General features: G+C 64.1%; 24 protein-coding genes and 1 pseudogene. 12 read left to right on the top strand and 13 right to left on the bottom strand.

The window, feature by feature from the left end; genetic code table 11:
• Window positions 1-313 precede the first annotated feature (313 nt).
• The gene (locus tag LOS8367_RS17395) at window positions 314-1,423 is read right to left on the bottom strand and encodes a DUF8173 domain-containing protein (protein ID WP_085897815.1); all 1,110 of its coding nucleotides are present in this window, start codon (window positions 1,421-1,423) and stop codon (window positions 314-316) included.
• 261 nt (window positions 1,424-1,684) lie between these two features.
• Between LOS8367_RS17395 and LOS8367_RS19135 the strand changes: the two genes are divergently transcribed.
• The 4 genes from LOS8367_RS19135 (at window position 1,685) to LOS8367_RS17375 (ending at window position 4,500) form a co-directional block, all read left to right on the top strand.
• Window positions 1,685-2,605: an endonuclease/exonuclease/phosphatase family protein gene (locus LOS8367_RS19135; protein WP_085897814.1), complete on the top strand. Its 921-nt coding sequence runs from the start codon at window positions 1,685-1,687 to the stop codon at window positions 2,603-2,605.
• A 344-nt stretch (window positions 2,606-2,949) separates the two neighbouring features.
• Window positions 2,950-3,459 carry a hydrolase gene (locus LOS8367_RS17385; RefSeq protein WP_085897813.1) on the top strand — a complete coding sequence of 170 codons (510 nt, stop codon included), beginning with the start codon at window positions 2,950-2,952 and terminating at the stop codon, window positions 3,457-3,459.
• Between the two features lie 181 nt (window positions 3,460-3,640).
• On the top strand, window positions 3,641-3,859 hold the full coding sequence (locus tag LOS8367_RS17380) for a YdeI/OmpD-associated family protein (RefSeq protein WP_085897812.1): 219 nt from the start codon (window positions 3,641-3,643) through the stop codon (window positions 3,857-3,859).
• A gap of 173 nt (window positions 3,860-4,032) precedes the next feature.
• On the top strand, window positions 4,033-4,500 hold the full coding sequence (locus tag LOS8367_RS17375; RefSeq protein ID WP_085897811.1) for an SRPBCC family protein: 468 nt from the start codon (window positions 4,033-4,035) through the stop codon (window positions 4,498-4,500).
• Between the two features lie 81 nt (window positions 4,501-4,581).
• Here the strand turns inward: LOS8367_RS17375 and LOS8367_RS17370 are convergent.
• The 3 genes and pseudogenes from LOS8367_RS17370 to LOS8367_RS17360 all read right to left on the bottom strand — a co-directional run bounded on the left by LOS8367_RS17370 (window position 4,582) and on the right by LOS8367_RS17360 (window position 6,325).
• Window positions 4,582-5,514, bottom strand: a pseudogene (locus LOS8367_RS17370) (IS5 family transposase).
• Window positions 5,515-5,708: 194 nt separating this feature from the next.
• A complete protein-coding gene (locus LOS8367_RS17365) occupies window positions 5,709-5,963 on the bottom strand; it encodes a hypothetical protein (RefSeq protein ID WP_085897810.1) in 255 nt (84 codons plus the stop codon).
• A complete protein-coding gene (locus LOS8367_RS17360) occupies window positions 5,960-6,325 on the bottom strand; it encodes a helix-turn-helix domain-containing protein (RefSeq protein ID WP_085897809.1) in 366 nt (121 codons plus the stop codon). The genes LOS8367_RS17365 and LOS8367_RS17360 overlap by 4 nt, the downstream gene beginning before the upstream one ends.
• 401 nt (window positions 6,326-6,726) lie before the next feature.
• Here LOS8367_RS17360 and LOS8367_RS17355 point away from each other — a divergent pair, with 401 nt between their 5' ends.
• The 3 genes from LOS8367_RS17355 to LOS8367_RS17345 all read left to right on the top strand — a co-directional run bounded on the left by LOS8367_RS17355 (window position 6,727) and on the right by LOS8367_RS17345 (window position 9,732).
• Entirely contained in the window at window positions 6,727-7,896 is a 1,170-nt protein-coding gene (locus tag LOS8367_RS17355) for a DUF4268 domain-containing protein (RefSeq protein WP_085897808.1), read from the top strand.
• A gap of 142 nt (window positions 7,897-8,038) precedes the next feature.
• The gene (locus LOS8367_RS17350; protein WP_085897807.1) at window positions 8,039-8,719 is read left to right on the top strand and encodes a hypothetical protein; all 681 of its coding nucleotides are present in this window, start codon (window positions 8,039-8,041) and stop codon (window positions 8,717-8,719) included.
• Complete coding sequence (locus LOS8367_RS17345) at window positions 8,719-9,732, top strand: hypothetical protein (RefSeq protein ID WP_085897806.1); 1,014 nt, start codon at window positions 8,719-8,721, stop codon at window positions 9,730-9,732. Before LOS8367_RS17350 ends, LOS8367_RS17345 begins: the two co-directional genes overlap by 1 nt.
• Window positions 9,733-10,610: 878 nt before the next feature.
• Here LOS8367_RS17345 and LOS8367_RS17340 read toward each other — a convergent pair.
• From LOS8367_RS17340 to LOS8367_RS17330, 3 genes are all read right to left on the bottom strand, one after another.
• Window positions 10,611-11,231 carry a L,D-transpeptidase gene (locus tag LOS8367_RS17340; protein WP_242665638.1) on the bottom strand — a complete coding sequence of 207 codons (621 nt, stop codon included), beginning with the start codon at window positions 11,229-11,231 and terminating at the stop codon, window positions 10,611-10,613.
• A gap of 111 nt (window positions 11,232-11,342) precedes the next feature.
• The gene (locus LOS8367_RS19340; RefSeq protein ID WP_085897804.1) at window positions 11,343-11,546 is read right to left on the bottom strand and encodes an ion channel; all 204 of its coding nucleotides are present in this window, start codon (window positions 11,544-11,546) and stop codon (window positions 11,343-11,345) included.
• A gap of 282 nt (window positions 11,547-11,828) precedes the next feature.
• Window positions 11,829-12,107: a metal-sensitive transcriptional regulator gene (locus LOS8367_RS17330; RefSeq protein ID WP_085897830.1), complete on the bottom strand. Its 279-nt coding sequence runs from the start codon at window positions 12,105-12,107 to the stop codon at window positions 11,829-11,831.
• 168 nt (window positions 12,108-12,275) lie between these two features.
• Here LOS8367_RS17330 and LOS8367_RS17325 point away from each other — a divergent pair, with 168 nt between their 5' ends.
• From LOS8367_RS17325 to LOS8367_RS17310, 4 genes are all read left to right on the top strand, one after another.
• Entirely contained in the window at window positions 12,276-14,627 is a 2,352-nt protein-coding gene (locus LOS8367_RS17325) for a heavy metal translocating P-type ATPase (protein WP_085897803.1), read from the top strand.
• Between the two features lie 92 nt (window positions 14,628-14,719).
• Window positions 14,720-15,616: a DUF6692 family protein gene (locus LOS8367_RS17320; protein ID WP_085897802.1), complete on the top strand. Its 897-nt coding sequence runs from the start codon at window positions 14,720-14,722 to the stop codon at window positions 15,614-15,616.
• Between the two features lie 92 nt (window positions 15,617-15,708).
• Window positions 15,709-16,215, top strand: coding sequence for a cupredoxin domain-containing protein (locus LOS8367_RS17315; RefSeq protein ID WP_085897801.1), 507 nt, complete (start codon window positions 15,709-15,711; stop codon window positions 16,213-16,215).
• A gap of 167 nt (window positions 16,216-16,382) precedes the next feature.
• Window positions 16,383-16,691 carry an SHOCT domain-containing protein gene (locus tag LOS8367_RS17310; RefSeq protein WP_085897829.1) on the top strand — a complete coding sequence of 103 codons (309 nt, stop codon included), beginning with the start codon at window positions 16,383-16,385 and terminating at the stop codon, window positions 16,689-16,691.
• Window positions 16,692-16,809: 118 nt separating this feature from the next.
• Here LOS8367_RS17310 and LOS8367_RS17305 read toward each other — a convergent pair whose 3' ends face one another.
• The 6 genes from LOS8367_RS17305 to LOS8367_RS19130 form a co-directional block, all read right to left on the bottom strand.
• Entirely contained in the window at window positions 16,810-17,439 is a 630-nt protein-coding gene (locus tag LOS8367_RS17305) for a hypothetical protein (RefSeq protein ID WP_085897800.1), read from the bottom strand.
• A 208-nt stretch (window positions 17,440-17,647) separates the two neighbouring features.
• The gene (locus LOS8367_RS17300; RefSeq protein ID WP_085897799.1) at window positions 17,648-19,195 is read right to left on the bottom strand and encodes a multicopper oxidase family protein; all 1,548 of its coding nucleotides are present in this window, start codon (window positions 19,193-19,195) and stop codon (window positions 17,648-17,650) included.
• Between the two features lie 517 nt (window positions 19,196-19,712).
• Complete coding sequence (locus tag LOS8367_RS17290; protein WP_085897797.1) at window positions 19,713-20,171, bottom strand: c-type cytochrome; 459 nt, start codon at window positions 20,169-20,171, stop codon at window positions 19,713-19,715.
• 70 nt (window positions 20,172-20,241) lie between these two features.
• Window positions 20,242-21,171 carry a c-type cytochrome gene (locus tag LOS8367_RS17285; RefSeq protein WP_085897796.1) on the bottom strand — a complete coding sequence of 310 codons (930 nt, stop codon included), beginning with the start codon at window positions 21,169-21,171 and terminating at the stop codon, window positions 20,242-20,244.
• 2 nt (window positions 21,172-21,173) lie between these two features.
• Complete coding sequence (locus LOS8367_RS17280; RefSeq protein ID WP_085897795.1) at window positions 21,174-21,845, bottom strand: c-type cytochrome; 672 nt, start codon at window positions 21,843-21,845, stop codon at window positions 21,174-21,176.
• A 621-nt stretch (window positions 21,846-22,466) separates the two neighbouring features.
• Entirely contained in the window at window positions 22,467-22,613 is a 147-nt protein-coding gene (locus LOS8367_RS19130; RefSeq protein ID WP_165761514.1) for a hypothetical protein, read from the bottom strand.
• Window positions 22,614-22,753: 140 nt separating this feature from the next.
• Between LOS8367_RS19130 and LOS8367_RS17275 the strand changes: the two genes are divergently transcribed.
• Window positions 22,754-23,065, top strand: coding sequence for an EF-hand domain-containing protein (locus LOS8367_RS17275; protein ID WP_085897794.1), 312 nt, complete (start codon window positions 22,754-22,756; stop codon window positions 23,063-23,065).
• Window positions 23,066-23,161: the final 96 nt, after the last annotated feature.

Genomic DNA, 23,161 nt, shown 5'->3' with positions numbered 1-23,161 from the left:
GGGACAGCCCGCCGCTCCACTGAAGAATGAAGGGGCGGTCTCAATTGGACCTGCCGAAGTAGTCGGTGGGGAACTGCCCGACGAAGGTCGGGAACGAGCCCTTACTGACCGCGCTAAACCTGCGGTTTTTCGCAGTTGCAGCATAAGGTGCTGTGCCGCGGTCGGCCCGTTGCAGAACCTGAAGAACGGCTGACTGCCTCGCCGAATACGGGCATTCATGACGACCGCAGCGCAGATTGGATAATCGGCGGTCTTGCCCGCAAACGAGGCGGCTACGTATGGCTTGCTACTCGAATCATTCGCGCCATTCATCTCAATGCCTATCCACGAAGAACTCGGGTCGGAGCACCCGCGCAGTGATCGCCCCGATCCCTGAGAGAACCAGCGCAAGGACAAAAAGCCAGCCCAGAAACGGGATCAGCCCAACAAGTCCCGCGGCCGTCGCCCCGACGCCCGCAGCCAGCGCCCGATCACCGATGGTGTCCGGCTCATGCCTGCCGAACGCCAGCAGCAGGCCGACTCCGAACGCATAGGCTGCCACGATATACCCGGCCAACCCGGCGACGAGCGCCAGAACCACCATAGCCGGGGTCAGCAGCAATCCGACGATGGTCATCGCGAATACCACGCCCGCTCCTATCACCGTCGACTGTGCCAGAAAGCCGAACCACAAACTGCGGAACGGCCGCGCCAGTATCTGCCGCCGCATTTCAGCCAGTCGCTCCGGCACCAAGGCTGCAACCAGCGCGGCCAGCGCTGCCACCACGACCACCCCCAGGAAGAACCCGGCAAGGGCCCATCGCCAACTTGGCTGTCGCGGCCCATCCCATTCCTCGATCTCACGCCGTTCGATCCGGTCGACGGGCAGCACGCGCTCGGGAATCTCGAGAGCGCCGGACTCGGCTTCATAGACAAGCAGCCGTCCGGCGATCGTCGCGGCTTGCCCCCAGTCCACCCTCTGCGCCGCGAGGCGCACATCTCCTGCCACCGCCGCATCGAATGCAACGGCTTCGGCCGCCACCATCGCATAGCCCCCGATGTCGCCACTCAGCCGTAGTTCGGAGGCGGCAGCTCGCAGATCACCGCCAACGTTCGCGACAGACACCGCGCGCCCGGCGATGGTCACATCTCCAAACACATCGCCCTGAAGAGAAACCTCTTCCCCCGCCGCATAGGCATCGCCACCCACCGTCCCCTCCATGGTGACCTCGCGGCCTGCCAGATGCGCCGAGCCGGCAACGTCGGCCTTTCCCGCCACTCTTTCGCCCGCCATGAACAGGTCATCGGTCCCGGCATCGACATGACTTACCGATCGCCCGGCCAGGAAAAAGTCTTCGCCAATGCCGAAGGACACAGCATCGGACTGTGCCCAGCCTGGCACCGCAACGACGCCTGAAACCAAAGCCAGAAGAAACCTTGCCATGTCTTGCCTCCGTTCGCCGGCAGGCAAGATCCTACGGCATCCGGAATGCTCCGCCTTGCGCCAAATCAATCGACGCGAACCGGCTGGAGTGCCATCATCGCCAGACCACTCCGTTGTGCGCACCGCCGGCATCGCGCGGGCATGCAATGCGGTGGTCCGGACAGCTGACAGCTTGGGCCGTTCATTCGGCGCGCCTCGGCGTGGGGCTCCGATCTGCCGGGTCTTTCTGAAAGCCCGCCCATACGCGATGTGTTGGGGATCATGCGCATAGCGACATTGAATGTTCAGAATCTGCGGCTTCTGAAGACTGACGGCAGCAAGCAGCTTCATGGGGCTTGGGACTCCGACGATCCGGAGGATACCGCTCTCGACGAAGCCGATCGCAAACTGACCGCGGAACTTCTCAAGGAGATCAACGCGGACGTGGTGGCCCTGCAAGAAGTGTTCGATCTTGTAACGCTCGAGCACTTTCACGACGCGTATTTGCTGCCAGCGGGAGTGCGTCCATATGGCGAACGCATCTGCCAACCCGGCAATGACGGTCGTGGCCTCGATGTTGCTTTACTTTCCCGTCGCCGGGTCGGTGCAGTCCGGAGTCATGCATCGCTCACATTGGCGGAAGCCGGCATAGCCCCGCCGGACGGGGTCAATCCGCACCTGCCGGTCTTTCGTCGAGATTGCCTGATGGTCACGATCGGTCGGCTGACGCTGTTCGTCTGCCATTTCAAGTCTCCCTACCCAGATGCAAGCGTGGCCTGGACCACGCGCAGATTGGAAGCGCTGGCGACCCGTCGCCTTGTCGAACGTCAGTTCGAAAACCCTGCGGACGGCCTCTGGCTCATAATTGGCGATCTCAATGAGCCGGATGTCGGGAGCGGCTCGCGCGAGCGCGCCATTGCGCCGCTGGAGGTAGGTTTCTCGATCGATCTGATGAAGCGGACGCCGGTTCACAGCCGCTGGACCTACTACGATCCGCACTCGAGGACATACCACTGCCCGGATATGCTTCTCGGATCGCCAGCGCTTGCAACGAAGTGGCCACATGCTGAGCCGGTCGTGGTGCGCCGTGGCTTGGGAACCGAAGCATCGCGGATGCACAGGGCAAGGCTTGTCGGTGTTGGACGGCATAGGCCGCATGCCAGCGATCACGCGGCGGTGACAATCGAGTTCTCGGGGCTGTGAGACGCCGCCCGATCTCGGAATGAAGCTATCTGCGCAACCGCGGGAAGCAGATAGCGATCACCGGCGCGCCAACTTGCATCTGCGGCCCGAACCGACCCCTTTCAGCCGCGTCACGGTCTGCCCCGAGATGCCAAGGCATCGGTGCCGCATGGCGTGCTGGGGCGCGGGTTGCCGGCCCATCGACCCCGACATGACGCCGTGGCCTGTCTGGCGCGGGCTTCGTTCACCCGCAGCTTGGGTCGGCTCAAAAAGCCCCAGTGGTCTCGCCACCGACCTGAGCAGGATCAAGGCGCGAGGGGTTCCGGTCGGGTAAGATGCCCCACCTGCAACCAAAGGAGGGTCCCATGGAGACCAATGCTCTCCCGCGCTACGATGACAGCGACAACCCCACAGGGTGCTGCCCGCGGTTCAACCCGGAAGGCTGGGACGGTGCCAAGCTGCACTTCGAGGACAAGAACTTCGTGCGAGCGACCACGACGGCGATGATGCATGTGCCTCTGAACATGGGTCGGGTCTTCGAGCGCGTCCAGAAGCACATCGACGCTGCGCAAGCCCGTGACGCGAACGATTTCATCGTTCTGAGCCGGGATCTGTCGCCGTGGTCGGCAGAACACCTCTTTGCGATCTCCGGCCCGGTCCCGAACGAAGAAAGCGTCACCTTATCCGGAGATTTCGTGACGAAGGTCTTCGAGGGCCCATACCGTGATGCCGGGAACTGGTATCATGAGATGCGCGAACTGGCGGGAAAGACCGGCGACGAAGATGACGACATCTATTTCTTCTACACCACTTGTCCGAAATGCGCGAAGGCTTATGGCGAGAACTACGTCGTCGGCGTTGCGAGAACGTCTTGATCTGCGAGAGCAACTTTTCAGCTGACCGGTATGCAGGGCGATGATGGTGCGGTGCAGTCGGCTTTTTCCGCCATCAGGGTGGGGAGCAGAATGTCGGCGCAACCCATCTCGACCCGGTTGATATGGTGGCCATCGCCCATAAGCATCGGATGAAAAGAAGATGAAGCGACCGCCTCACCCGATGCCGTATCATGTCGAGCAGGCGCTGGGCGCTGCGGGCCTCAGGGAGCGTTACGACCAACGACCGTGGTATCAACGCAATGACTATCTCGGCTGGATCGACAGGGCACAGCGCGAAGACACCAAGGCAAAACGACTTCGGCAGATGTTGGATGAACTCCGCGCGGGAGATCTTTACATGAAGATGCCGTGGCGCCCGAAGCGGAAGGGGCCGAGTTAGCATCAAGGCGCTTGCGATCTCGGAAGCCATCGAAATCTGCCGATTTGAGTCGTCCGACAGGGACTGCCCTTAGCTTACTTTCAGATCCCGTGCGGCGAAGGTCGCTCCGAGCCCAAACCTCCCAACCTTTCGACCGCCGTGCTACCCTGTTAATCAACAGGAGGCGACGCCTTATGCCGAACAACGAGATCAAAGCCAAAGCCGAAATGCTCATTCGCCGCCCTGTTCAGGAGGTGTTTGAAGCATTCGTCAATCCGGATCAAATGACCAAGTTCTGGTTTCCGAAAAGCACAGGCCGTCTCGAGGCCGGTGCATCGGTGGAGTGGCACGTCGGAATGGATGACGACGCGCCGAAAATCGATGTGAAGGTAATTGGATTTCAGAAAGATGCGCTTTTGAAGATCGAGTGGGCGGCCGGGGAGAAAGCAACAAGCGTCGAATGGAAGTTCACACCGCAAAAGAACAACATGACCTTCGTGGAGATTACCGAAACAGGTTTTGATGGTTCAACTGAGGAAGTTGCTGCGAAGGCAATCGACTCCACTGGCGGCTTCAATCAAGTCATCACCGCCGCGAAAGCTCTGCTGGAACACGGCGTCGAGATCAATGTCGTAAAGGACCACGCGCCCGACGGCTGCTAAGTCCGCTGAGCAGCCATTCCTGCCAAGGGCGATGTTGCGCAAAGCAGCCGCGAGCATGACTGTCCCCTTTTCCGCTTTTCTTCAGCAGACGGCTCTGATCTCGGCCCGTCCAAGGGCCGAGAAGCGGTTCATGATGGCGATGTGGGTCTGGATTCCGGCGGTTTGGCGGTCGGGATCTCGTGACACGATCCTCTCGCCGAAGAGCTTCAGGCAGTTCATCTTGGCCTCGACCCGGCTTCGGACGTGATAGCCGGTCCACTTCTTCCAGAACGTCCGGCCCAAGCGCCGAGTTGCCCGCAGGATCTCGTTTCGCGCGGCAGCAGCGGGACAGTCTTCTTTCCAGACACGCCCATTACGACGGATCGGTATGACCGCGTCGGCAGCTCGATCGATGATCGCGCCATGGCATCGTCGTGTATCATAGGCACCGTCAGCTGTGACCGTGCCGATCGCCTCCTCCGGCGGGATCTGCGCCAGCAGGTCCGGCAGCAGCGGGCTGTCGCCCTGGCGGCTCGAGGTGAACTCGACCGCGCGCACATCCCCGGTGCCCGCGTCCATGGCAATATGAACCTTCCGCCATTGCCTTCGGCGTCACGCGCCATGCTTGCGGGCCTGCCATTCGCCGTCCCCGCGGAACTTGATGCCGGTGCTGTCGATCAACAGGTTCAGCGGCTGTCCTGACGCGCGATACGGAACTTGCACTGCGATCCGCGCCTGCCGGCGGCACAGCGTCGAATAGTCCGGAACTGGCCAATCCAGCCCCGCCATCTGGATCAAGCTCTCGACCAGCCCGACCGTCTGCCGGAGCGGAAGCCCGAAGAGCACTTTCAGAGTGAGGCATGTCTGGATCGCAGCGTCCGAGAAAGTCTCGGGCCGCCCACGCTTCCCGGTCTTGCCGGCGTGCCAGACCATCTCGGGGTCAAACCAGACCGACAGCGAGCCGCGCTTGCGCAGCGCCGCGTTGTAGTCTGCCCAGTTCGTCGTGCGGTAACGGGTCGGGGAAGGCTTCGGCATGCCCTCGAGCTAACCATCAGCGCGCGCTCAGTGAATCCCCCTCACCGAGATGTGCAACAAGGTCGTCGTGGCTCGGCCAGTGAGGCGATTCACAACGGCGGCGACGATGCAGAAGTCCTTTGGGATTTGGTAGAGCCCGGCTTTCCCGGCGGCAATCTCTAAGGAGCCTGCGGGTCGGTCTGTCCTTTTCCGTTTCAGGGAAGGATGGAAGGGCGTGCGTCAGGGCAGGCCTGCTTGGCATGGACAAGATGGCCGAAGGCATAGAGGCCGATGCCTTCGCCGGCCCAGCCGCGTCCCGCGAAGAACGCCTCCTCTTTCGAGCCCGGCCTGCCCGTCAGTTTCACAAAACGTTCCGTCCGGATCTCGCTATCCTCGGACGGGACCTCTCTGGTCGCTATCTCTCTTTGCAACGCCGCTTCGATCTCTGCCTGATCGACCCTTCCCCTCACGCATATCCACCATCTTCGATGCGAGAGAGATAGGCCTTCACCGCCTCTGCGCGCCCGGCGCGCAGCAGGTCCGCTGCCGTTTCCCCTGCGAACGACGCAAGTGGCTGTGAGGTAAAGAGAAAGAAGGCATGGCCGAAGGAGCCAGACCAGTCCGTCAGCTTCGTCAGAATCTGAATCAGGTCCGCGAGCCTGCGCTCGGTCTGTGGGCTTGCCGCCTGCGTGTCGTCACCCAAGGACTGCTCCGAGGCGCCGATGGTTTCGGCAAGCTCGCTCCTGGTCAACCCGAGGGACGACAGCAAGGCCTTGATGATAACACTCCCGTCCGCGCGAAGTAGGTGTGTCGTGTCATGGCGTAGATCCATCCTTCGTCCTCCTAAGACGAGGATAGCATCACTGTAAACGCGGCCCTACGGTTCCTGCTGTCTACGCGGCTCACCGTTAAAGCAGGAGCGTTCGCAGATCATATGGGTCCGCCTTGGCTGACCGCCGATGCTTTTGCCCGATCATACAGCACTGGGGGTGTGGAGGCTTCCAGGCGCCCCAGAACCCGGGTCTCGAGATACTGAACTGAAAAGGAAATCCCAATCCCCCCTACCCAACCCATCATGGGGCGTCACGCTTCAAGATATCGAAGTCTCAATGAATCTGGCAGCGATGCCATGCGACAACGATGATAGAAAATCGAGGCTTCATGTTTCTTTGCATGGGAGACGGTCTGGGAGCTACGGCTACTGTTGCCCTCAACGGTTCCCAAGGTGAATGAATGTTCCAGATTGACCGCTCCGCCAACCGCCTGCGTAAGCTTGAGCGCACCAGCTTCTCCGAAGTCGGGTTCCGGGAGCGCGAGCACCTTCAGGAGTGGCTCGCCACGATGCCCGACGCTCTTTGCGAGGCAATGAGTGAGGGCGAAGATGGCCTGCTGATCATCCAGAAGGAATTTGACGGCTTCGACGGCACCCGGGAGCGGCTCGACCTGCTGGCGCTTGACCGGAGCGGGCAGCTTGTCGTCATTGAAAACAAGCTGGACGATTCCGGCCGAGATGTAGTCTGGCAGGCGCTGAAATACGCTGCCTACTGCTCAAGCCTGAAAAAAATCGAGATCGTAGGGATCTTCCAGCAGTATCTCGATCGCCATGGCGGTGGAGATGCGACCAGCACGATCTGCGAATTTCTGGGCGAGGACACCCTCGACGAGGTGGTCCTGAATGACGGAACCAGCCAGCGTGTCGTCTTCATCGCCGCGAATTTTCGGCGCGAGGTCACAGCCACGGTGCTTTGGTTGCGCGAGCATCAAATCGATGCGCGCTGTGTAAAGGTTGTGCCGTATAGGTTCGGAGAGGAGCTCTTCATCGACCTCCAGCAGGTCATCCCGACGCCGGAAGCGGCCGACTACATGATCCGCATGGCCGAAAAGGATAGTGAAGAAAAGTCGGCTAAAGGCGAATTACGCCGATCGCATCAGACACGCCTCGCATTCTGGACGGAAGTGTTGGAAGCGATGAACGCAGCCGGCCTTGACCGGTGGCAAAATATTACTGCGTCACGTGATCATTGGCTCACCTCCAGCATTGGCGTCGCCGGATGTAGCCTTGTTCTGATTTTCGTGCGTGACGAGGTAAGAGTTGAATTTCAGCTCAACCGCCCCAGTGCATCAGAGAATAAATGGCTCTTCGATCAGCTCATCCAAGAGCGGGAGCGATACGAGCAACTTGTGGGCGGAGAATTGGAATGGCGCCGGATCGATGAAAAGAAAGTCAGCATGGTGGTCTGCAAGGCGCCGGCGCAGGGTTATAGCAAAGAAAACTGGCCAGAAATGATATCTTGGCTGGTCGAACGCTATCGCAAGATGGACAAAGTATTTTCGGAGCCCGTGCGCTCCCTCGCCTCTCGCATGAGGCTCGGTGACGGGCAGGTCAGATCCAGTCACGACTGAGTGGCAAGATCGACGCGAGCATCTGTGCGCGCAATGAAATTTCCTGATCGTGCTTGATCAGCAGACGACACGACAATCAGAATGAAGATGATTTAGGACCACGTGAAATGGTCTTTTCATAGATAGGCCGACTGAACCCGCGATGACCCTCCCTGCACCTTCATTGTCTCCCGACCCCATTGTGGAGCTCGAACTAATTCGATGGCGGCAAGCCCGCTTCGAGCGCATCACCGAATGCGTGGAGGACGCTCTCCCCGCCCTCATGACGAAGATCGAAAGCACCGTCGCCTCGATGTCGTCGATCGCTGTGGGCACGGCCCAAATTTCACCCGACAACCTTTGGAAAACGCTCTTTGAACCTTGGGCACGGCAGGTCGCCACCCGCGTCGAAGCGGAGATGGACGAGGAAATCGGGGTGCTCGCTGCGTCGCTTTCAGAGAAGGGCACCAGTCAGGATGTTCTGCGCGTTGCGCTGCCCGCGCTCGCCGGAGTGGGTGTGCTCGCCGCATCCCTTGCTGCCATTCCCTCGGTCATGTCGATAGCGACGGTGACGACGACCTCTTTCTTTTTCTTCACCACCACCACGATCTCCTGGCCGGTCCTGGCAGTCGGAGGCGCCGGGATCGCCGTGGCCTCGTTTACCGGCAGCCGCCTTGTCGACTGGCTCAGTGACCAAAATCGTGCCCACTTGGAGGCCCGCCTACAGTGCCGCGCCCGCATCGCAGCATTGGGTCACGGGCTCGCTTCGGGCGAGCGCAGTCTCGTCACGGATCTACAAGCGGCCACGCTGCGGAGCCTCGAAGCCAAGTTGGAAATCGCCTGATGCCTCTTCTTTACGCCATCCCCCCTGGGCTCGATGCGCTTGTCTCGTCCGGTCAGGCTCAACTGATTGGCGCGATCATCAAGGACGTTTCCTCTGGTCAGGTCTTGGGTCATGTCCAGCAGACGCAGAGCTTTGCTCAAGCATTGACGCAAGCCGGTGGTGCCGCTGCACAGACCGGTTTCTCGCCTCTTGGGGTCATTGGCCTCGTCCAAAACGAACAGATCAAAGCCTCCCTGAAGGAGTTGGGGCAAGGCATGGCACTGCTGCAGAATTTGCAGTTCGCCAACATGGCCCTGACCGGAATCGGGATCGGCGTGTCCGTTGCCGGCTTCGCGATCATGAAGATGCGTCTGGACGCCATCGAGAACCATCTCGGAACTCTGAGAGGCGAGGTCCGAGAGATCGGCAGGCTGATACAGGAGGCCGAGCTTCGACGCCTCTTCAGCGAGATCCGCTCGGCGCTCAAGGATCTCGACAGCGTTGTCACCCGAACGGATTGCCTTTCCCTCGCAAGCAACCTGCAGAGACAGCTTTCCACCCATGTGAGCACCCTCTCAGACCTGCTGCGGGAGGCCATGGCTTTGGGTAAGGTCACTGTCCTTCCAATGGAACAACTGGACCTGATCTGGACCCTGAGCTCGGCGAAATGGCTCTGCGAGGAGGCCGAACTGCGAACGCTTTTCATTTCAGAGGATCTGGCACACGCGGGCGATTACGCGGCGCGCTACCGGGACGACAACATCAGGTGCCTGAACCAGCTGAACCCGGATGCGCTGGCGCGCTTGGTCGCAGCTGGCGAAAAGGATCTGGCCGACGCCGTTTCCGCACGACGCAACGCGGCGACACGTCTTGGCCGGATTGCCGACGGGTTTGCCGGTGCCGTCACCAGTCTCAGCCATCAGCATTCACTGGCACAGGCGCTCATTGATGGCGGAGTTGGAGGGCGCGCGTTCGTTCAGGCCGCCACCCAGGAAACAGACAGCCCCTTCCTCCTCGTCACGCCCAGGCGGTAGCCCACCGACATCGCCCTCTGTCGCGCAGCGTGCCCCGTGTTTGACCGCGCAAAGCGGGCGCGTGGTGTCATCTGGTTATGCCGATCCCGACCGACGTAAGCGGGCAAGCTGGTGGCGGCCACCGTCAGCTCCGAAATCAATCAGGAGAAACGCTCGTTCAGATCTCGAGACTGACGAAGCACCCTCTTCGCGACCGCTTGGCATGCTGCACAGCTCGTGGCACAGTCCTTTGCACAAACTGGTGTCGCACGTGCTGCTGGTCCCGGTTTTCGGTTTGATTTCAGCGCTGTGCATTTTGGCTCCGGGCCCTACCGCCGCAGCCAAATTTCCGGAAAGACGCTAAGGTTCAGACAGAGAACCCCCGGGTCTCGGCAGAGACCCGGGGGTCTTCATTTGGCTTTGCACAAAGCGTTGCACAGATACTGATCCTGCCGCGTGGCACTTGCAATCCGTGGAGGCTCGATCGCGGTACGTGCCCTACCCTTCGAACTCCGAGCCATCGGTTGCTTTTGGCGTCGCCGCATTCCGGTCCGTGCCAGAACCCGGTTCAAACCGGAATTCTTCTGATTCCCGCTGGGCACGCAGCCTGCCCCATGACGCGGGAGACTCGACTTGATACTCCATCCGGGTGCCGTGCGCGATCAGCCAGTTTGGCGCGGTGCCGGTGGTCTACAACGGCGATGAGCGCGACATACCGGGCTTCGCGGGTCGTTCCGCGAGGCCAAGATCGAGGCGATCCTCGATAGACCGAGTTCGGGAATGGCTCGAATACGAGCACAGGCATGAGGAGTGCGTCGCGGCGATTGACGAGGCCGCCAGGGGTTGTGCATGGCATCCCGGGCGGCTCGCCTGAAGGCATCGTCCCCTTGCCAGCTCGCTCAGGCGTGGTGGTCCATCCCGTGCTGGTCCGGCCGGTACGGGTTGCCCGCTTTCGGGTAGAGGAAGACCTTCGTGCCCAAGGGGACCTTTTCGTAGAGGTCGATGATGTGGTCGTTCACCAGCCGAGCGCAGCCATTCGAAACCGCCTGACCGATCGTCGAGGGCTGGTTGGTGCCGTGGATGCGCAGATAGGTGTCCCGACCATCGACGAAGAGATAGAGCGCCCGTGCCCCGAGCGGGTTGTCGAGACCGCCAGGCATGCCGTCCTCGGCATATTTCTCGTATTTCTCGGGTTCCCTCCGCACCATGGCCGGGGTCGGCTTCCAGCTTGGCCATTCCTTCTTTACCTGAACGACGTAGCTGCCGGCATGATAGAGATCCGCGCGTCCGACGCCGACGCTGTAGCGGATGGCGCGGCCTTCGGGCAGGGTCCAGTAGAGCGCGAACTCGTCCGGCATCACGTGGATCTCGCCCGCGGCAATGCCCGGTGCGATCTCGACTTCGCGTGGCAGGAACTTCTCGGGCAGCGTGCCCCCCGCATGCGCCTGCGCCAGACCCGGCAGTGTAGCCCCGGTCAGACCGAACCCCGCCATTCGCGTCAGAAACTGTCTTCGCTGCATACCACTCGCCTCATGATTGGTCGCCTGTGACAGACCAAGAATATTTGGGCCGATTCGGTTCGGCCAGTTCGGTGTCGCAAGAATATCTTTCCGATTACCGATGCGAACGGGTCAGCCCTCGCCGGACAAGAGTGCCTTGCCCCCAATCACCTGGAGCATGAAAGAGCCTGAGGCGGTAATCGTCAGGAAGCCGTGGAACGCCTCGATCCCGCTGATGAAGCGCAGATGGCCGTCCGGGTTCAGATCGCCGCGGCCCAGCGTGGTGAAATTGACCAGCGAGAAATAAATAGTCCATGAGCGTCGGGTCGGGCGCATCGGGTCAAGAAGGCTTCAGGTCGCCGACCTGCAAACCCTGCACCCCCCAGATAAAGGCGAAGGTATAGATCAGCGCCTCGATCACATGCGCCACGGTGATCGCGCCGATCGTAATAAAGATGACGGCCCCGGGGCATCGGCCGGACCTGATGCGATCACATCCGAGACCTGCTTGAGCGTGACATAGTGAATGGCGCTGCATAGCGCCACGACGACGGCGGATATCGGAATGGCCAGGATCATGCGACCTCGACGGCATGGGGCGTCGGAGCGTAGCGCGGTTCAGTCACGTGCCTTCTCGAGCAGGGCGACCATTTCGCGGAACTTGGTGCGCTGCTCGTCCGGATTGCCCGATAGGATCGCGGCTTCGAGGCAGTGATTGGTGTGATCCTCGATCAAGAGCCGCTCGACCGCCTTCAGTGCCGAACGCACCGCCGCAGTCTGGGCCAGCACATCAACGCAGTAGCGATCCTCCTCGACCATGCGCGAGATCCCCCGGACCTGCCCCTCGAGCCGCGCCAGCCGCTTCTGGATCGCTGCCTTGTTCTGCTTTTCCTGCATGTTCGTCGCCTCCAGCCAGGCCTTGCGCCTCCGGCACATGGAACCATACGCCATCCGACCGGTTCCGAACATACCCTATGTGGGTATCTCGACGTCACATACCCCACTGGGGTATAATAGGGCATCGAGGCGCCGAGTCGGCGCATTCGGAGCAAAGGAGGACGCGCCATGGACTACGATTGCCATGCGCATGCGCATCACCACCATCTGCCCGGCGACCGTACCGTGACCGATCCGGTCTGTGGCATGTCGGTCGATGTCGAGACCGCAAAGCATTTTTCCGAGCACGAGGGCGAAACCTTCTATTTCTGCTCGGCCAAGTGCCGCGAGAAGTTCGGCACAAGGCCCGAGATCTTCCTCGATCCCGCGCTGAAGGCCGCGCCGCCCGAGCGCGAAGACGTGATCTACACCTGCCCGATGCATCCCGAGATCGAGCAGATCGGTCCCGGCTCCTGCCCGATCTGCGGCATGGCGCTCGAGCCCAAGGGCATTCCGATGACCGAAGGCCCGAGCGAGGAATATCTCGACTTCCGCCGCCGCTTCGTACTGGGCGCGGTGCTGACCGTACCGCTGGCGGTGATCGCGATGGGGCGGCACTTCGCACCGCATGCCTTCGCCATCATCTCCGCGCCCATGCTCGACTGGATCGAGCTGATCCTCGCCACGCCGGTGGTGCTGTGGGCGGCGCTGCCGTTCTTCGAACGCGGCTGGGCCTCGATCGTCCGCCGCAGCCTCAACATGTTCACGCTGATCGCGCTCGGCGTCGGCGTCGCCTATGTCTACTCCGTCGTCGCCACCGCCGCGCCACAGCTGTTTCCACCGCAGTTTCGTGGCCACGAGGGCGAGGTCGGCGTCTATTTCGAAGCGGCGGCGGTGATCGTCACGCTGGTTCTGCTGGGCCAGCTTCTGGAGTTGCGCGCGCGCGAGCGCACCGGGGGCGCGATCCGCGCGCTTCTCGACCTCGCGCCCAAGACGGCGCGGCTGGTCGACGCGCAGGGCGAGCGTGACGTGCCGCTTGACATGGTCCGCTCGGGCGACCGCCTCAGGGTACGACCGGGCGAGAGCGTGCCGGTGGACGGCGTGGTGGTCGAGGGCCGCTCCTCGATCGACGAGAGCATGATCACCGGTGAGCCGATCCCGGTCGAGAAGGCCGAGGGCGACCCGGTCACCGGTGGGGCACTAAACCAGACCGGCAGTTTCGTGATGCGCGCCGAGAAGGTCGGCGCCGAGACCATGCTCAACCGCATCGTCGCCATGGTGGCCGAGGCGCAGCGCAGCCAGGCGCCGATCCAGAAGCTCGCTGACAAGGTGTCCGGCTACTTCGTTCCGGCGGTGGTCGGCGTCGCCCTCCTCGCCTTCGTAGTCTGGAGCCTCTTCGGCCCCGACCCGGCCATGGCCTTCGCGCTGGTCTCCGCCGTGTCCGTGCTGATCATCGCCTGTCCCTGTGCCTTGGGCCTCGCCACGCCGATGTCGATCATGGTCGGCGTCGGCAAGGGCGCGGGCCACGGCGTGCTGATCAAGAACGCCGCCGCGCTGGAGCGCTTCGCCGCCGTCGACACGCTGGTCGTGGACAAGACCGGCACGCTGACCGAGGGCCGCCCGGCGCTGGTCGAGGTGGGGACCGAGGGCATGGCGGAGAATGAGCTTCTGGGCCTCGTCGCCGCGCTCGAGGCCCAGTCCGAACACCCGCTGGCCCGCGCCATCGTCGAGGGCGCGAATGAGCGCGGTATCCCCCTGCCCGAGGTCGAAAGCTTCGACAGCATTACCGGCAAGGGCATCTCGGGCCGGGTTGCGGGCCGCGGCGTCGCGATCGGCAATGCCGCGATGATGCAGGATGCGGGCGCCGACACGGCCGCCCTGTCCGAGCGGGCCGATGCTGCGCGGCGCAAGGGGCAAACGGCGATCCTCGTGGCCGTTGACGGTCGCGCGACCGGGCTGGTCGCGGTGGCCGACAGGATCAAGGAAACGACACCCAAGGCCATCGCGGCTCTGCACGAGGAGGGCCTCAGGATCGTCATGCTCACCGGCGACAACGCGGTCACCGCCCGCGCCGTGGCCTCGGATCTGGGCATCGACGAGGTGATCGCCGAGGTGCTGCCCGCCGACAAGCAGGCGGCGATCCGGCGGCTGCAATCGGAGGGGCGCGTCGTGGCGATGGCCGGCGACGGGGTAAACGATGCGCCCGCATTGGCGGCCGCCGATGTCGGCATCGCCATGGGCACCGGCGCCGACGTCGCGGTCGAGAGCGCCGGCATCACGCTGGTGCGCGGCGACCTGACGGCGCTGGTGACCGCCCGGCGGCTGAGCCGCGCCACGGTCCGCAACATCAAGCAGAACCTGCTCTTCGCCTTCCTCTACAACGGCCTTGGCGTGCCGGTGGCGGCAGGCCTGCTCTACCCGTTCACCGGGCTGCTGCTGTCGCCGATCATCGCCGCCGCGGCGATGAGCCTGTCCTCGGTCTCGGTGATCGGCAACGCACTGCGCCTGCGCGCGGCGCGGGTCGGCTTCGAGGCGAACTGAACCAAACGGGGCGCCGCCGGGCCATCGGTCCGGCGGCGCCCCTTCGTATGTAAACGGACCCTCCCCGGTCCGGCAGTGAAAGGAGAGTTTCCATGTCCTACTGGCGCTTCGCCGCGATGATCGCGACCTCGACGGTGGTGATGTTCGGGCTGATGTACATCAACACCTACGCCTTCGAGCACGTCTTCTTCAGCGAGACCCGGACCTACATGGCGCTCCTGATGGGTGCGGCGATGGCGGTGATCATGCTCAGCTTCATGCTGTCGATGTATTCGAACAAGGCGATCAACGTCGCGATCTACGCCGGGGCCGTTGTGGTCTTCGGCGTCACGCTCTGGCTGATCCGCAGCCAGGAAACGGTGGACGACACCAGCTACATGGCGGCAATGATCCCGCACCATTCGATCGCAATCATGACCTCCGAGCGTGCGCAGATCGAGGATCCACGCGTGCGCAAGCTCGCCGACGAAATCATCGCCGCGCAGCGCAAGGAGATCGGCGAGATGCGCCACTTGATCGCCGATATCGAAGAGAACGGCATCGCTACGGACCCGGCGCTCGGTGAGTCCGAAGCGCCCGCGGAGGAAGGCACCGTCGAGGAGGCGCTGAGTTCCGTGCAACTGGCCGGCCTCGACCCGGCGGGATTGACCCCCGAGGAGATCGAGACCGCGCTCGAACGCGACGCGACCTGTGAGTTCCGCCGCACCAATGAGGGCGAACCGGTGCTCGCCATGGCGGGCGAGAACGGTGCGATCAAGCTGTCGGGCGTGCTGGTCCCGCTGGCCGCCGGTGGCCCGATCGCCGTCGAGACGTTGGAAGACGGCGCGCGGTTCGCGGCCGAAGGCGTCGATGTCTCCGTCATGCCCGACCCGGGCGCCGACTGGACCGACACTGATGGCAGCCTGCGCCGCGCCGAAGCCGAGATGACCTTCCATCTCGAAGAGGGCCTGCGGGTGGGCTATCGCGGCTTCCTCGACTGCTCGGCCTGATCCCGGCAGAACTCCGCTTCCCCCATTTGCGCTATCGCGCCGGACCCGACAGGGTCCGGCGCTTTCCCGAGATCCGAGCGAAAGGACCGCCCATGAAGAGCCTGATCACCGCCCTCGCCTTCGTTCCTCTTGCCGGTGGCGCCCTTGCCGGGCCGGGCCACGGCTCCGCCCAAGGCATCGGCGAACCGGGTGATCCCGCGAAGGTCGACCGGACGGTCGAGATCGCTATGGACGAGATGAGCTACACCCCCGCTTCGGTCGAGGTTACCGCTGGCGAGACGATCCGCTTCGTCGTGAGCAACGAAGGCCTGCTGATCCACGAGTTCAACCTCGGCACCCCCGACAGCTGGGCCGCGCATGAGGACGAGATGCAGGCGATGATGCGCGAGGGCATGATGAACATGCGCCGCGTCGATCACGAAAAGATGCAGGAGATGGGCATGGCGCATGACGACCCCAACAGCGTGCTGCTGGAGCCGGGCGAGAGCGGCGAGATCGTCTGGACCTTCCCCGAGGACGGTCAGGTCGGCTACGCTTGCAACGTTCCGGGCCATCTCGAAGCCGGCATGAAGGGCGAGGTCGAGCTGGGCGCGAGCTGACACGACCCCGGCGCGGTGAGGTGCCCGCGCGGCCCGACCAGCACGTCCGATTGGGCGAGATGGGGCTGCGGCAATGGTTGGGCTCCCTGCCCCGATTGATGCAGATCAATGCGATACGGGCCCTGTCCCCTCATGGTTCGTGGTGGAAACGAGCCATGGAGACCAAGATGAACCGCATTGCATTCGGCCTGGCCCTCATCGCGGGCCCGGCATCCGCCGATCCGGAGGGCTATGGTTACGGGCACATGATGGGCTGGGGCGGCAGCGGCTTCGGCATGGTCTTTGGCCCGGTGCTCTGGCTGATCGTACTCGGCCTCGTGGTCGCCGGGGTGATCTGGCTGGTCCGGCGCCTCGACGAGGGCGCCGGACCGGGCCGGAAATCCGGCGCGCTCGCCGAACTCGACATGCGTTTCGCCAAGGGCGAGATCGATTCCGAGGAATACGCCTCCCGCAAGAAGCTGCTGAGCGACGCCTGACCGGCGGCTGACGGTGCGAGGGAAAGAGAGACGGCCGCCTTGGGGCGGCCGTTCAGTTTCTAGCCTTTGGCTTGGAAAGTCTTCACTTGGTTGAGGATTGTACCTAGCGACCGACCGATCAATGGGCAGAGCCGAGGGTGGTTGCCGCTGTGCCATGGTCGGGCGCCGAGTGATCGTGGTCGTGACCGTCGTCATGCGCATCGCCATGCATCGTCGCCGCCGCGATGCCGTGATGACCGACACTAACGGGCAGGCTGCTGGCATAGCTGCGCAGGGCGAGGTGAAAGACGGTCGCAAAGACGACACCCAGCATGATCATGAAGACCCAGTTCCGGCGGTGCAGGACGTATCCTTGACGGATCGCGAAGGCGAGCGAGGATACGAAGATGCCGATCGGCGCGATGTAGCTGGCGAAGACCGGGGTATCGTAGAAATGCTGCGCGGCCCCGGAGACCATGCCGATGCCGAGCGCGAGGAGCAGCGACACCGAAACGTATTTCAACACGCTGTCACCGAGGATGCCGGTCTTGAAGAGCACCTCGTTGAGGTAGGAGCCGAAGGCGAACAGCACGGCCCCGATGGCCATCAGGACAAGCGCATACTGGCGCATATCTGCCTGCGCCGCGTGCACGATGGAGCCCGAGATCAGGCCCATGCCGAGGAACATCAGCAGGTAGGAGAAGTAGGGTTTGAAGACGTTCCAGGGCGTGGTGAAGGTCACGTCGCCTGGTTGAGCATTGATCGACATCTGGTCGAAACTTTCTCTGAGGTTGAGGTTTTGGTTCGGTCCCCGCGAACATGCCGGGATCGGGGATCGTTCTGCATGGCGCCGTCTTGCGGGCCGTTGACCGGCTCGTGCCGGCGCATGCCGAATGGCACGGCCAAGCCGGCCGGCCGCTCGCATCGGTCCGCTGAGACTGCGGCCACCCGGAGGGAGCGGCCGCAGCGGGCCCGCTTCAGGTCGCTGCGACGGCGAACTCGGTCATCATCCCGCTCGCGAGATGCGGCATCTGGTGGCAGTGCAGCATCCAGCGCGCCGCCTCTCCGGCATCGAGCGCCACGGTAACCGCAGCCATCGGCGGCACGTAGACCGTGTCACGCACCGCGCCCGAGAAGCGCTGACCACCCGCCTCCACGACCTGGAACACGTGCCCGTGCAAATGCATCGGGTGCCCCATGGACGACATGTTGTGGAAGGTCAGCTCGACCCTTTCGCCCGAGACGGCCGGGACCGGCTGGCGCTCGGCCCACGTCTTGCCGTCGATGGTCCAGACATAAGGCTGCATCTGCCCACCCAGCATCACCATCTGCCGCCGTTCGGCGGCGCGCTCGGGCAGCGGTTGGGTGGCGCGCAGCGACCGCTCCTGCCCGAGATCCAGATCGAAGGCCGGCGCCGCGGTGGGTGCGATGCCCTGTATCTTCTCGACCTGTGCCCCGGGGCTCGCCAACACGATCCCGGTACGCTCCGGCGCCCCCTCGCGCAACGCGAGGATCGGGAAGGCCCCGCCCGAGGGCAGATCGATCTCGATATCGAGCCGCTGCGCCATCGCCGCGCCGAAGCGACGCCCGGAGATCGGCTGCACGGCATGGCCGTCAACCGCCACCAGCCGGGCCTCGACCGCCCCCGTCTCGATCCAGAAGCTTGTCGCGGCGGCTGCGTTGATCACCCGCAGGAGCACCCGCCCGCCCGGTTCGACCTGCACCAGCTCGGGGTCCGAGAGCGTGCGGTCATTCGCCAGATAGGCGTCGAAGTCGTAGTCGTTGAGATCGGCCGCCATCGCCATGCCGCCATGATCCATCCCGGCCATGGCGCCGTGATTCATCCCGGCCATAGCTCCATGGTCCATCCTGGTCATCGCGCCGTGATCCATACCCGGCATGCCGTTCATCGCGCCGTGGTCCATGCCGCTCGTCGCGCCCATCCCGGCCATGCCGCCATGGTCCATGCCGTGCATCGCCATGCCCGAGGTGATCTCCTCCATCACCTGCTCGGGCGATTTGAAAGAGAAGTCGTGCAGGAACATCACCACCTCCTGCCGGTCGGCGGCAAGGTCCTCGGCGCGGCGCACGATCAGCGGCGCGGCCAGAAGCCCGAGCTCCTGAAGCGGCAGGTGGCTGTGCATCCAGTGCGTCCCCGGCAGCGGCGCGAAATCGTAGTCGCGGCTCTCGCCCGGGGCGATGGGGGGCAGCGGCAGGTTCGGCACGCCGTCCTGGGCATTGGGCGGGATCTGCCCATGCCAATGGATCAGCGTCTCGACATCGAGCCGGTTCTCGAGCCGCACCGCAAAGCGCTGGCCGGGATCGAGCGTGAGACCGGGCCGGTCATCCGGGCCGAGCAGCCCCATAACGGTGGCGGCGCGCCCGTCGATGTCGAGCGTGCGCGTCGTCGCGCGCAGCAGCAGCGGCTCCATGGCTTGTGCGCGCCCGACAGCAGGCATGGTGGCGAATGCGGCTGCGGCCGCGCTAGTGGCGAGGAAGCCGCGACGGGAAAGGTGATGGGTCATATGTCTGAAATCCTTGCGGCGAAGGGGCCGCGATGCGGGGCCACCCGATCAATCGGGGGCGGTGACGCGGGACTTCAGGCGTACTGTGGAGGATGCCAAGGGGGCATGGGCGCCTGGCCCGCCATAAGGATCGGAGCAAAGCCCGTCTCGACCGCGGTCCGTCGGGTCAGGCTACGATAGCCCTCGGGCCGCAGGGGGCGCAATCGTTCGGCAAGGCATAGCAAGGCACACTCGGCCAATCCGGCCTCTTCCGCAGGCAGGTCACCATGCTCGGGCATCGAGAGATGATGCGCACTATGTCCCTGGCCCTCGCCGAGGGCGGTCGCGGCACTTGCCCCGGAGAGCGCGACGGACAGCATCAGCAGCCCTCCGAAGAGAACCATCAGGAGCCTGGGAATCACATGTCGACGTCGCATCTTGAAATGAGAAATGGCAGGTTCCGACCCGGATACAAGTGGCTCGCGTCCGGAGCGGAGCCGCGGCGGCGCTTCGCCGCCAAGGGATCACCTTCCGGCCATCAGTCGATGCCGTTCTCGCGCTGCAAGGCCCGCACGTAGGCGACGACGTTCGCCACATCCGCATCGGTCAGCCCTTCGACCGGAGGCATGTCCCCGAAGTCCCAGTGATGCGACCGCACGCCGTTGCGCACGGCGGCGAGGAAAGCATAGTCGCCATGGTGGCTGGGCTCGTAGGTCTTGTGGACCAGCGGCGGCGCCACGCCGTTCTGCCCCGCTGCGTTGGGACCGTGGCAATCGGCGCAGACCGCATCGAAGGCGCGCTTGCCCATCTGCGTCTGCTCCGAAAGCTCCGTCGGCAGCGCCACCCGGACGATCGCCGCACCCTGCGGGATCTCACCGCTGTCGGGCGGGGTCATGGATTGGCCGCCCATGCCGCTCTCGTCCGGCCTCGATACGACCCAGAGCAGGCCGCCGGCGAGGAGGACGCCCATGGCGCCGAGAATGATCGTCTTGTTCATCGCTACGTCTTTCGAATGGAATAGGCCCGGCGCGCTCCGAGGGCGCGCCGGCGCATCTGTTTCGTTGCGGTCAGCGCAGCTGCGCCACTTCGTCGGTCGCGGGCGTCACGGGCCGAGGCGTTGGGTCGAGCAGATAGGCCGCAATGGCGCGGCGGTCGCTCTCGTCGAGGAAGCCGGTGCCCTGCTCCACCACCTCGGCCATCGAGCCCCCGAACACATCGCCCGAGGGGGTGATGCCGGTCTCCAGCGCATAGGCGAGCGCCGAGGCGGTCCAGCCGCCCTCGCGCAGCGCCTCCGCCCGGATCGACGGCGCTGCCGAGCCGCCCGGCAAGTCGTCATTGCCGCCGAAGGGCACCGCGTCGAGGCCCCCCATGAGGCCCCGGCCCGTATGGCATGCCCCGCAATGCGACGCGCCTTCCACGAGCTCTCGCCCCCGGTTCCATGCCTCGGAGCGGCCCAGCACCGGCGCGACATCCGAAGGCCTGAGCGCAGCCGCGCGCCAGAGCTTCAGCCCGGACCGGACGCTGAAGGGAAAGCCGATGTCGCTCTCCGCCCGGGTCTCGGCCACCGCCGGCACCGTCGCCAGCGCGGCCCAGAGATCGGCGATGTCCTGGTCCGAGAAGTCTGCATAGAACTCGAAGGGAAAGGCCGGGTAATAGGGCTCGCCCTCGGGCGACACCCCTTCGCGCAGCGCCCGGGCGAGATCGTCCGGGGTCCAGTTGCCGATGCCGTGCTCGAAATCGGGCGTGATGTTCGGCGGCACGAAGCTGCCGAAGGGCGTGTCGAGCGGCGCGCCGCCCGCCAGCGCCGGACCATCGGCCGCCGTGTCGGTATGACAGGCCACGCAGCCCGCCGCCCGCGCCAGGTAGGCTCCGCGCCGGGCGTCCCCATCGAGGGAGATCTTCGCGTCCGCCTCGCCGATTGGCCAGGCACGCAGCCCGGCATAGCCGCCTCCGGCCAAGGCGGCCGCCAGCAGCACGCTTCTGAGCAGCCCACGCATGCTCAGCTCCCCGCCCGGTAGCGGCCATGACAGGCCGCGCAGGTCTCGCCGATCCTGCGAAAGACGTCGGGCGCGGCGAGTGTCGCGTAGCCGGGCGCGGAGCTGCCCGCGGCCTTCGTGGCCGTGGCCCCCGACACCTCCTGCTCCGCGCTTCTGCGCGGTTCGATGCCGAGGAGCTGCGCCACCGAGTATCCGGCGCCCGGGCCGGCCCGGTCCGAAGACTGGTCCGGCATCGTCATGCCTTCATGCCCCGCCATGGAGCCGCCCATCGCCATGCCGGCATGAGGATCGGGCGCGGTCAGTCCGTTCGGAGCGGCCTTCACGAGGCCTTCGGCATGGCGCCGCAACTCTTCGGCCAATGCATCGAACGTCTCGGGCTCCTGCCATATGGCCTCCTTCGCGTAGGAGACCCCGTCCGCGCTGCCCTCGGGAAAGAGCCGGGTCATCTCGCTCCCGGCATGCGCCGCGATCGCGCGACCGGCCTCGGCCACGCGCGCCGCGTCATAGGGCGCTTCCCCGCGCATCATCGGGGTCACGTCGCGCATGGCGTCGCGCATCGCGACCATCCCCTCCATGCGTTCGCGCACCACGCCCGTCGCGCCGCTATGTGCGAGCGCGGCCCCTGCGGCGACCCAAGTCGCCAGCGCGGCCATCGCCATCTTCTTTCTTGTCATACTGCCCTCGTCGACTGAGTCCGATTGTCCAGATCAGACCCTTCGACGGGGTGGCGGCAGAGCGATGTCAGGGTGCTGCGAAGGCGGCTCCGAGCCAGCGACACTGAAGGTCATCCGGCCAGCCAGCCGCAGCGGTGGACTGGCAAGTGCGCCTTCGTCCGCCGGAACTATGATGCACCGCACGCTGGGATGACAGGCCGTGGATTGAGATGCGGGGCCGGAGATGACGGGAGCTGCGACGGAGGCGTGCTCCGCGTGTCCGTCTGCCGCGTGGGCATGTTCCGGACCGGCAACCTCCCCAAGCCCCACGAGGAGCAGAAGCCAGCAAAGGGTCAACCCGACGATTTGCCTCAGCAGCATACGAGACGATGCCTTCTGCATGTTCAGCGCTCTGCCACGCTACGGTACCCGGTCGCGGGAGAGAAGCCGGCACTTCGTCGGAAATTGGGAAAGGGCAAAAACGCGCCGAAACTGCAACGCGGGGCAAGTGGGAAACCCGTCCCCTCCGAGAACAGCAACCCAAGCAATCGCACCCTGCGTTCCCTGTTGATTGGAGGACCGGCCGTGAACTTGTGCTTGGCCCGGATCCTGACCGATGCCCTCGCCGAATGCGCCTACCTGTCAGGCGACGAGGCCGCGAATGTCCGCACCGTTGTCGACCCCCATGCCAACATCGACCTCAACCCCAAGGCGGCGCGGCGCTTCGGCCTTGCCATCACTCATGTCTCCGAGACCCGTATGCGTGCCGGCTCCAAGAGCGGCGATCATCCGCTTGGGACGTTTCCGTCCCCGCCCTCTCATTGGGACGTAGCGTTTCGCCGTGCCTCCACTTGTAGCAGGAATTGCGCCCTATTGTCGCCCGATTGGGCAGTAGCTTGTCTGTCAAACCGCAGCCATGGGACCGATCGATGAAACTTCTGACCACCGCCTCGGCGCTTGCCATAAGCGCTCTCCTCTCCACCTCCGGCGTGGCCACCGCCCAATCGGTGACCTTCGAGACCTATGATACCGATGGCGATGGCATGTTGTCCCGCAAGGAATGGGCGCAAGCTTCCGAAATCCGCAGCAAGCGCATTTTCCGGATGGCGTCGCAGGGCGACCGCTTCATCACCGAGGAAGAGTTCGCCGAAGCCATCGACGATAGCCGCCTCACCCTGCGGCTCGCGGCGCTCCGGGACAAGGTGAAGAGTGACCTGAGACCCGTCTTTCCTCCGGTTTGACGGAGAATCCATGGGTGGTTTCTGAGGCTATGCGGCCTGCTGTTCCAGTGCTGTTTTCATGGCAAATTCGGCGGGTGGGATATTGCCCAAGGCTGA

The organism is Limimaricola soesokkakensis, from assembly GCF_900172345.1.
GTDB lineage: Bacteria > Pseudomonadota > Alphaproteobacteria > Rhodobacterales > Rhodobacteraceae > Limimaricola > Limimaricola soesokkakensis.
Note: the sequence above shows the minus strand (reverse complement) of the source record. Positions and strands in the feature narration are given on the sequence as shown.

Excerpts from the sequence above, each read along its gene's own strand:
- LOS8367_RS17360 (WP_085897809.1), bottom strand. The coding sequence starts at position 6,325 with ATGGATCTACGCCATGACACGACACACCTACTTCGCGCGGACGGGAGT.
- LOS8367_RS17385 (WP_085897813.1), top strand. The coding sequence starts at position 2,950 with ATGGAGACCAATGCTCTCCCGCGCTACGATGACAGCGACAACCCCACA.
- LOS8367_RS17315 (WP_085897801.1), top strand. The coding sequence starts at position 15,709 with ATGAAGAGCCTGATCACCGCCCTCGCCTTCGTTCCTCTTGCCGGTGGC.
- LOS8367_RS17355 (WP_085897808.1), top strand. The coding sequence starts at position 6,727 with ATGTTCCAGATTGACCGCTCCGCCAACCGCCTGCGTAAGCTTGAGCGC.
- LOS8367_RS17275 (WP_085897794.1), top strand. The coding sequence starts at position 22,754 with ATGAAACTTCTGACCACCGCCTCGGCGCTTGCCATAAGCGCTCTCCTC.
- LOS8367_RS17345 (WP_085897806.1), top strand. The coding sequence starts at position 8,719 with ATGCCTCTTCTTTACGCCATCCCCCCTGGGCTCGATGCGCTTGTCTCG.
- LOS8367_RS17290 (WP_085897797.1), bottom strand. The coding sequence starts at position 20,171 with ATGAACAAGACGATCATTCTCGGCGCCATGGGCGTCCTCCTCGCCGGC.
- LOS8367_RS17380 (WP_085897812.1), top strand. The coding sequence starts at position 3,641 with ATGCCGTATCATGTCGAGCAGGCGCTGGGCGCTGCGGGCCTCAGGGAG.
- LOS8367_RS17325 (WP_085897803.1), top strand. The coding sequence starts at position 12,276 with ATGGACTACGATTGCCATGCGCATGCGCATCACCACCATCTGCCCGGC.
- LOS8367_RS19130 (WP_165761514.1), bottom strand. The coding sequence starts at position 22,613 with ATGATCGCCGCTCTTGGAGCCGGCACGCATACGGGTCTCGGAGACATG.
- LOS8367_RS17350 (WP_085897807.1), top strand. The coding sequence starts at position 8,039 with ATGACCCTCCCTGCACCTTCATTGTCTCCCGACCCCATTGTGGAGCTC.
- LOS8367_RS17280 (WP_085897795.1), bottom strand. The coding sequence starts at position 21,845 with ATGACAAGAAAGAAGATGGCGATGGCCGCGCTGGCGACTTGGGTCGCC.
- LOS8367_RS17300 (WP_085897799.1), bottom strand. The coding sequence starts at position 19,195 with ATGACCCATCACCTTTCCCGTCGCGGCTTCCTCGCCACTAGCGCGGCC.
- LOS8367_RS17340 (WP_242665638.1), bottom strand. The coding sequence starts at position 11,231 with ATGCAGCGAAGACAGTTTCTGACGCGAATGGCGGGGTTCGGTCTGACC.
- LOS8367_RS17375 (WP_085897811.1), top strand. The coding sequence starts at position 4,033 with ATGCCGAACAACGAGATCAAAGCCAAAGCCGAAATGCTCATTCGCCGC.
- LOS8367_RS17305 (WP_085897800.1), bottom strand. The coding sequence starts at position 17,439 with ATGTCGATCAATGCTCAACCAGGCGACGTGACCTTCACCACGCCCTGG.
- LOS8367_RS17285 (WP_085897796.1), bottom strand. The coding sequence starts at position 21,171 with ATGCGTGGGCTGCTCAGAAGCGTGCTGCTGGCGGCCGCCTTGGCCGGA.
- LOS8367_RS19340 (WP_085897804.1), bottom strand. The coding sequence starts at position 11,546 with ATGCGCCCGACCCGACGCTCATGGACTATTTATTTCTCGCTGGTCAAT.
- LOS8367_RS17330 (WP_085897830.1), bottom strand. The coding sequence starts at position 12,107 with ATGCAGGAAAAGCAGAACAAGGCAGCGATCCAGAAGCGGCTGGCGCGG.
- LOS8367_RS19135 (WP_085897814.1), top strand. The coding sequence starts at position 1,685 with ATGCGCATAGCGACATTGAATGTTCAGAATCTGCGGCTTCTGAAGACT.
- LOS8367_RS17320 (WP_085897802.1), top strand. The coding sequence starts at position 14,720 with ATGTCCTACTGGCGCTTCGCCGCGATGATCGCGACCTCGACGGTGGTG.
- LOS8367_RS17395 (WP_085897815.1), bottom strand. The coding sequence starts at position 1,423 with ATGGCAAGGTTTCTTCTGGCTTTGGTTTCAGGCGTCGTTGCGGTGCCA.
- LOS8367_RS17310 (WP_085897829.1), top strand. The coding sequence starts at position 16,383 with ATGAACCGCATTGCATTCGGCCTGGCCCTCATCGCGGGCCCGGCATCC.